The sequence below is a fragment of the Gilliamella intestini genome, from assembly GCF_900094935.1.
GTDB lineage: Bacteria > Pseudomonadota > Gammaproteobacteria > Enterobacterales > Orbaceae > Gilliamella > Gilliamella intestini.
This window is the reverse complement of the sequence record NZ_FMBA01000075.1, coordinates 1-6,119: the sequence shown is the minus strand read 5'-3', so window position 1 is coordinate 6,119 and position 6,119 is coordinate 1. Positions and strand designations below refer to the sequence as shown.

The window sequence follows — 6,119 nt, the reverse complement described above, 5'->3', positions numbered from 1 at the left end:
GGCACTAAATAATATGACGCCGATTGAGTATAAAACACTAAAACAAGCAACATGATTTTCTACGTGAGTTGTGTATTAAGTTTGGGGTATTTACAGGCTTATTTTCTCAGCATTGAATAATAGAAAGTAAAAAATTATTTTATTTCATAAAGCCTAACCCAAAGTCGCTTATTCTTAAAGTCAATTTTTACTATATTTTTACTAAGAAAATCATGTCCTACTATACCATCCGATTGAAATTCATCTGGAATAGAATCTAGAATAACAGCCTCAATGTTATCATTAATAATATTATTAAAATTAATAGATACAAATTTATCATCGCTCCCATCATTATTAATTATAGTTGTTTTTGGTGAAAGTGATTGCTCTTTTAAAATTGAAGTAGTGGCAGCACTATCTAAGATCATATTATAATTTTTTATACCATCAGACATATTTATCACCAAACCTTCGCTATTAACTTGAAAGGGAGCTGAAATCCATTTTTCATCTAAATCATTAGAAATATCCTCGTAATCAGATATTGTTATTTTACTTTCAGGGTAATTAATAGTTAATACATAATCCTTAAAAAGACCTAATCCAATAACGGGATTATCTAAACCTTTATTCTCTTTGTTAACATCTGTATCATCGTTTAAATAATTGAATCCCCAATATTTATATTCTGCAACAGAAACTTTTTTAAAATTGAATGAATTTATACATAAATTTTCAATAATATATGATCGAGACTCTATGATATTACCAGATAGATCTATATATCTTATTTTTTTCGATTGCTCTGATTTATTCGGTATTTTATTAATTAAATCTATTGGTAAATATAAGGCTTCTTTTGCTCCTGTATCAAATGTTAATAAAATTTTTTCGTCTTCAATATTCATTGGTATATGTGCTAAATTATATTTAGCATCAAAAACAAGATCCCAAATTATTTCTAAACTTTGAACATAATTACTTGTTAATAATATAATAAAAAAAATTGATATTTTCTTCATAAAAATTAATTCCTTTTCTTTAAAATAAAAACAGTAAAGATTTAAATAATTTAATCTTATTTAATCTCAATTAAGTGTATCAGAAATGATTGAACCTTGTTCAAGTATAACTACTCTATCTGCCATTTTTATGGTTTCAGGCCTATGCGCAACAACAATTTTTGAAAAATGATAACCGAGCATCGAAGTATTGACAGCGTTCTCATTTGTAACATCTAAATGGCTAGTTGCTTCATCTAATGCTAGAATTGTAGGTTCTCTATAAAGTGCTCTAGCTAATAATATTCTTTGCTTCTGTCCACCAGATAATCCAGAGCCTATGTCACCAATTATTGTATTATATTTCATTGGCATTTTAATTATTTCATCATGAATAACAGCTTTTAAAGCACAAAACTTTATTTTTTCTTGATTAGGTTCTGAATCAAAAAAACAAATATTATCTGCTATTGTACCTGCAAATAACTGATCATCTTGCATAACAGTTCCAAATAATTTTCTATACTTATTAATATCTAAATCAGAAAGAAGTGTGTTACCAATAAAAATTTGTCCTTCATAAGGCTCTAAAAGTCTTAAAATTAATTTCAAAAGTGTTGTTTTGCCACATCCAGACACTCCTGTTATAGCTATACACTGCCCCATGGGTATTGTTAAGTTTATATTCTTTAGAATATCAGGTTCATGTTCTGAATAGCGAAAAGATACATTTACAAGCTTAATAGTAAAATCTGAAATTACTTTCGTATCAACAATTTGGTCTATTTTTTGATAGTTTTCTTTAGAGCTAAAAACAATATCCGCTAAACGTTCTACATGAAGTTTTAACATTGATATTTCACATATTTTATCTATTAAAGATACAATTTTATCTGATAGTTGTTCTTTATAACTCATAAACGCAAAAAGCATACCAATTGAAAATAAATTATCTAAGATTAATGAGGCAGCGATCCAAATAACTATAATTTTGTCTAAACTAAAAATTAGAGTATTAGCAAGCTGGAAAAATAAATTAAATTTTTCTAATTTAAGATGCTCATTAAACTCAATTGCAGATAAATTCATCCAATTAACATATCTTTCTTTTTGATGGTTATATAAACGAATACTTTGCATCCCTCTAATCGATTCTAAAAAATGACTTTCTTGATTAGCTTTATTTATAATATATTGAGAAGTTATGTGTCTCTGGTGTGAAAATGTAGTCCATCGTAATATTGCATATAACAAGATTGAAAGAAATGAAATTAGTGAAAGGGTAAAGTTATACATACACATCATGGCAAAAGTTGTAATAACTAATAGACCATCAACTATACTTGCAACAACTTTAGTTGTAATACCATCTTGTATCTCTTGTATAGAATGAAATCTAGATACAATATCAGCTAAATGTCTTTTTTGAAACCATTCTAACGGTAAATTGAGGAGGTGATTAAAAACATTACCTCTCCATTGATAATTAAGTTGTGTAGAAAACGCTGTAGTAAACCAAGTTCTTACTGCTTCAACTGAAATACGTAAGAGGAGAAGCAAAATAAAACCAATTCCTAAAACAGTCAATAAATTTATATCTGAAACCGCTATTACATCATCAACAACCCACTGTAGATATAAAGGAGCTATAAGAGTACAAACCTGAATCATAATTCCAAGTAAAAATAATTGGAATAATCCTTTTTTTAAACCTATCACTGACCCCATAACAGATTTAAAAGAAATTTTAGATTGCTTTTTCTTTGGAGAAAATTCTGTGGTAGGTGAAAACTCTATTGCAATCCCAGTAAAATGACGAGAGACTTCATCCATTTTTAATTTAACTTTTCCGACTGCTGGGTCATGGATAAATACTGATCTACCTCTAACTTTCTTTAAAACGACAAAATGATTAAGATCCCAGTGAAGAATACAAGGACTTTTTAAATTTTTCAATTGCTCTAATTCTAATCTAAGCGGTCTGGAGCTAAATTTTAATTCATTTGCAATATGTATAATGTTTTTTAATGAAGCACCTCTCAATGAGAAGGCATACTTTTTTCGTAAATCCATTAATGTTGAATTTAGTCCCCAATAGTTAACTATCATTAATAGACATGCTAATCCACATTCAGCACTTTCACTTTGTAAACACATTGATAGTTTTTTTTTATAATTAAATTTAAGATATAATTGTTCATTCATAATAAGCTGCCATTAATACTAAAAAGTGGTTCAAGTATCCATTCATATATTTTTCTATCTTCAAGCATTATATTTGCCTCTAACGACATACCAATTTTTAGAGGATAATGTTGACCATAAGCTAATATATCTTGATTTTTTAATTTTACTTTTACTCGATAATATGCATCTTTTTCGTTATATGACTGTTGAGAATATATACCTAATGATTTAAGTTCATTAATTTGCACTGTATTATTACTTATTTCAGTGATAATTCCTGTATGCTGTCCAAATTTCTGGTATGGGTAAGCTTGATATCGAAGTAAAACAGGCATTCCTATTTTTATAAAACCCAATGATCTAGATGGAATAAATAAATTTCCTTCGAGAATAAAGTCTTTAGGTAATATAGTAGCAATTAAATTATTTTCCTCAATACTTTGACCATTTGAAACCATGATAGTACTGATAATCCCATCTTTAGGAGCTGATATAATTATAAATTTCTGAGCATCGTTCTCAGCTATTTCTCTTTCAATAGCATCTATTTCTTGCTCAAATTTCGTGCAATCCTTCTGTTTTTGTAATGGTAATTCTAATAACTCTATCTCTAAACTATCTATATCACGATTAAGTGAAGTTAACTTTCTTTGTAAGTCAAAAAGTATCGACTGCTGCTCAAGTAAATCTGATTTTCGTTCATCATGTTCAAGTGATGATATATTATTCGAGTTTAGTAATTTTTTATATTTTTGTACAAATTTGGATAAAATATTGACACGTTCCTCTTGCACCTCTATTTGAGATTCTAATAATTTTTTTTCAAGTTCAAGATTATTTTTTGACTGTTTAGCTAATTGTATTTTCAATATATACTGTTTCAATAATATTTCATGTTTATTGACTAAATTAGCTTTTCGTTTTAATAGAAATTTTTCCAGATCTGCTTGGATTGGGCTAAAATTTGAGTTTTTTAAAATGAACAATTTATCACCCTGTTTGACAAGCTGATTTTCGTGAACTAAAACTTCATCAATAATTCCTGATTCGGATGGTAAAATTCTAATAATTCCTTCCATAGGAAGTAGAGTTCCAGTTATAGTAATCTTGCGACCATAGCTAAAAAATATAAAAAAAAGCAATATGAAAAAAAATAAAAGTGAAAACAAACAGGTAAGAACCCTTGTGCTGTATGAACTAGTGAGTAATATTTGACCGCAATATTTTACTTTATTATGGTCAATTGCATCTTTTCTATACAGTGAATTAATGAATTGATTCATTTTATATCATTATTTTTATTAAAAAATTTTACTTTTGATAGATTCATAACTTTTCCCTTGATTAATTACTAACTCACAAATCCTTAGTGATATTTCATGATAAACCTCACAAAAAGCATTTACATTGTTCATATCATTTTTCTTACTATAACGATGTGGTATAGAACCAAACCCCAACCATTTTTACATATTTTTTTTACTCCGCATTCGCTACATTTTTGTGGTAAAGTAAACAATTTTCTATAGAGTTCTCTTAAACTCTTGTCAGATAGATATTCTGATAATGTATTTTTATTAATATTATATTGGTTCGTGAATAAATGTGGGTAAATATTGCGCAAAATATCATCAGGATTTAACGATCCATCTGAACGTATTGTTAATGCTACATATTTCCTTTCTTCATCTTTTTTATCTGATTCAGTTCCACTTAAAATTAATTTCCTTAAAATATCATTAAAATTTCGCACTAATATAGTATCTACAATTTTAGGTGTATTAATCTTTTCCCATTCGTTATAAACTGCAAGTAAATTGCTGCTTACTTTTTTTATCATTTTCTCATTTAATTGATCTAGTGTTAAATCCATTTCAACAAAGGATACATAATGAATTTTAAGATCATTAAGAAAGTGTCTGAAAATTATATTTGTATCACTATTTGAATTAATAACACTTATTATTCCTGGGGTAGTTAGTTTATTATTTTCTGCTGCATTAATGAGTTTTTGTAAACCATTTGTTGACCGAATATAAGTCCCCCTACCTTTTTTATCAATTCTGTTAGAATCATGGATAACTTGATCTCCATCTAAACTCACTGAAGCTGCAATATTATGCATTGAAAATATTTCTACCCATTCATCATCTATAAGGGTTCCATTACTTTGCAGTGCATATTCCAACTCAACAATATTAGAAAGTTCATAATTAAAAATTTCCACCATTTCAACGAAACGTTTTTTTCCCATCATTAACGGCTCACCACCATGTAAGTCTAACCTTAACAGCTTTATATGATTTGTTAAAACCGCTTCTTTAAGAAAATATGCCAAAGAATAAATAGTATCTTTTTTTATAACTTTTGGTCTTTCATTAAAATCAAGATTTCCGCCTTTAAAAAAATAGCAATATCGACAAGCAATATTACAACACTCAGTTATTTTCAAAATCACTTCTAGAATATCTACTTTAAAAGTATCAGACATTATTTTCTCCATATTTTAATAATTCAAAATAAGGCTATATTTAATATAGCCTTAAATTAATTGTTCAAAAATTATAAATTAAAATGTAATAGTCTTTACTTAATCTGACATTTAAGTTATTTTATAACACAAAAGGAGAGTCAGAAATGAATCAAACAGCCAAAATTATTAAACCAAAATTAGGACTACTAGAATTAGCTAAGCAACTTGGTAACGTTCAACAAGCTTGCAAAGTCATGGGATACAGTCGAGATAGTTATTATCGCTTTAAAAAACTGTATGAGCAAGGGGGTGAGCTTGCGCTTCAAGAAATCAGTCGTAAAAAGCCTATCGAAAAAAATCGGGTAGAGCCACATATAGAACAAGCCGTTGTCAATATGGCTTATGAATATCCAGCTTATGGGCAACATCGAGTTGCCAATCAACTCCGCCAAGAAGGCATAATGGTGTCAGGGAGT

Annotated in this window: 5 protein-coding genes; 1 reads left to right on the top strand and 4 read right to left on the bottom strand. The window is 28.2% G+C overall.

The features are described 5' to 3' along the window. Positions 1 to 134: 134 nt before the first annotated feature. The 4 genes from GA0061080_RS11755 to GA0061080_RS11740 form a co-directional block, all read right to left on the bottom strand. Positions 135 to 1,004, bottom strand: coding sequence for a hypothetical protein (locus tag GA0061080_RS11755; protein WP_091125958.1), 870 nt, complete (start codon positions 1,002 to 1,004; stop codon positions 135 to 137). A gap of 66 nt (positions 1,005 to 1,070) precedes the next feature. After that, on the bottom strand, positions 1,071 to 3,188 hold the full coding sequence (locus GA0061080_RS11750) for a peptidase domain-containing ABC transporter (RefSeq protein WP_091125954.1): 2,118 nt from the start codon (positions 3,186 to 3,188) through the stop codon (positions 1,071 to 1,073). Then, the gene (locus tag GA0061080_RS11745; protein ID WP_091125950.1) at positions 3,185 to 4,453 is read right to left on the bottom strand and encodes an HlyD family secretion protein; all 1,269 of its coding nucleotides are present in this window, start codon (positions 4,451 to 4,453) and stop codon (positions 3,185 to 3,187) included. The genes GA0061080_RS11750 and GA0061080_RS11745 overlap by 4 nt, the downstream gene beginning before the upstream one ends. Before the next feature lie 128 nt (positions 4,454 to 4,581). Next, entirely contained in the window at positions 4,582 to 5,661 is a 1,080-nt protein-coding gene (locus GA0061080_RS11740) for a radical SAM protein (RefSeq protein WP_091125946.1), read from the bottom strand. Between the two features lie 146 nt (positions 5,662 to 5,807). Between GA0061080_RS11740 and GA0061080_RS11735 the strand changes: the two genes are divergently transcribed. Then, positions 5,808 to 6,119, top strand: a 312-nt coding sequence (locus GA0061080_RS11735; RefSeq protein ID WP_141683164.1) for a helix-turn-helix domain-containing protein, incomplete at its 3' end; no start/stop codon positions are given.

Excerpts from the sequence above, each read along its gene's own strand:
- GA0061080_RS11755 (WP_091125958.1), bottom strand. The coding sequence starts at position 1,004 with ATGAAGAAAATATCAATTTTTTTTATTATATTATTAACAAGTAATTAT.
- GA0061080_RS11750 (WP_091125954.1), bottom strand. The coding sequence starts at position 3,188 with ATGAATGAACAATTATATCTTAAATTTAATTATAAAAAAAAACTATCA.
- GA0061080_RS11745 (WP_091125950.1), bottom strand. The coding sequence starts at position 4,453 with ATGAATCAATTCATTAATTCACTGTATAGAAAAGATGCAATTGACCAT.
- GA0061080_RS11740 (WP_091125946.1), bottom strand. The coding sequence starts at position 5,661 with ATGTCTGATACTTTTAAAGTAGATATTCTAGAAGTGATTTTGAAAATA.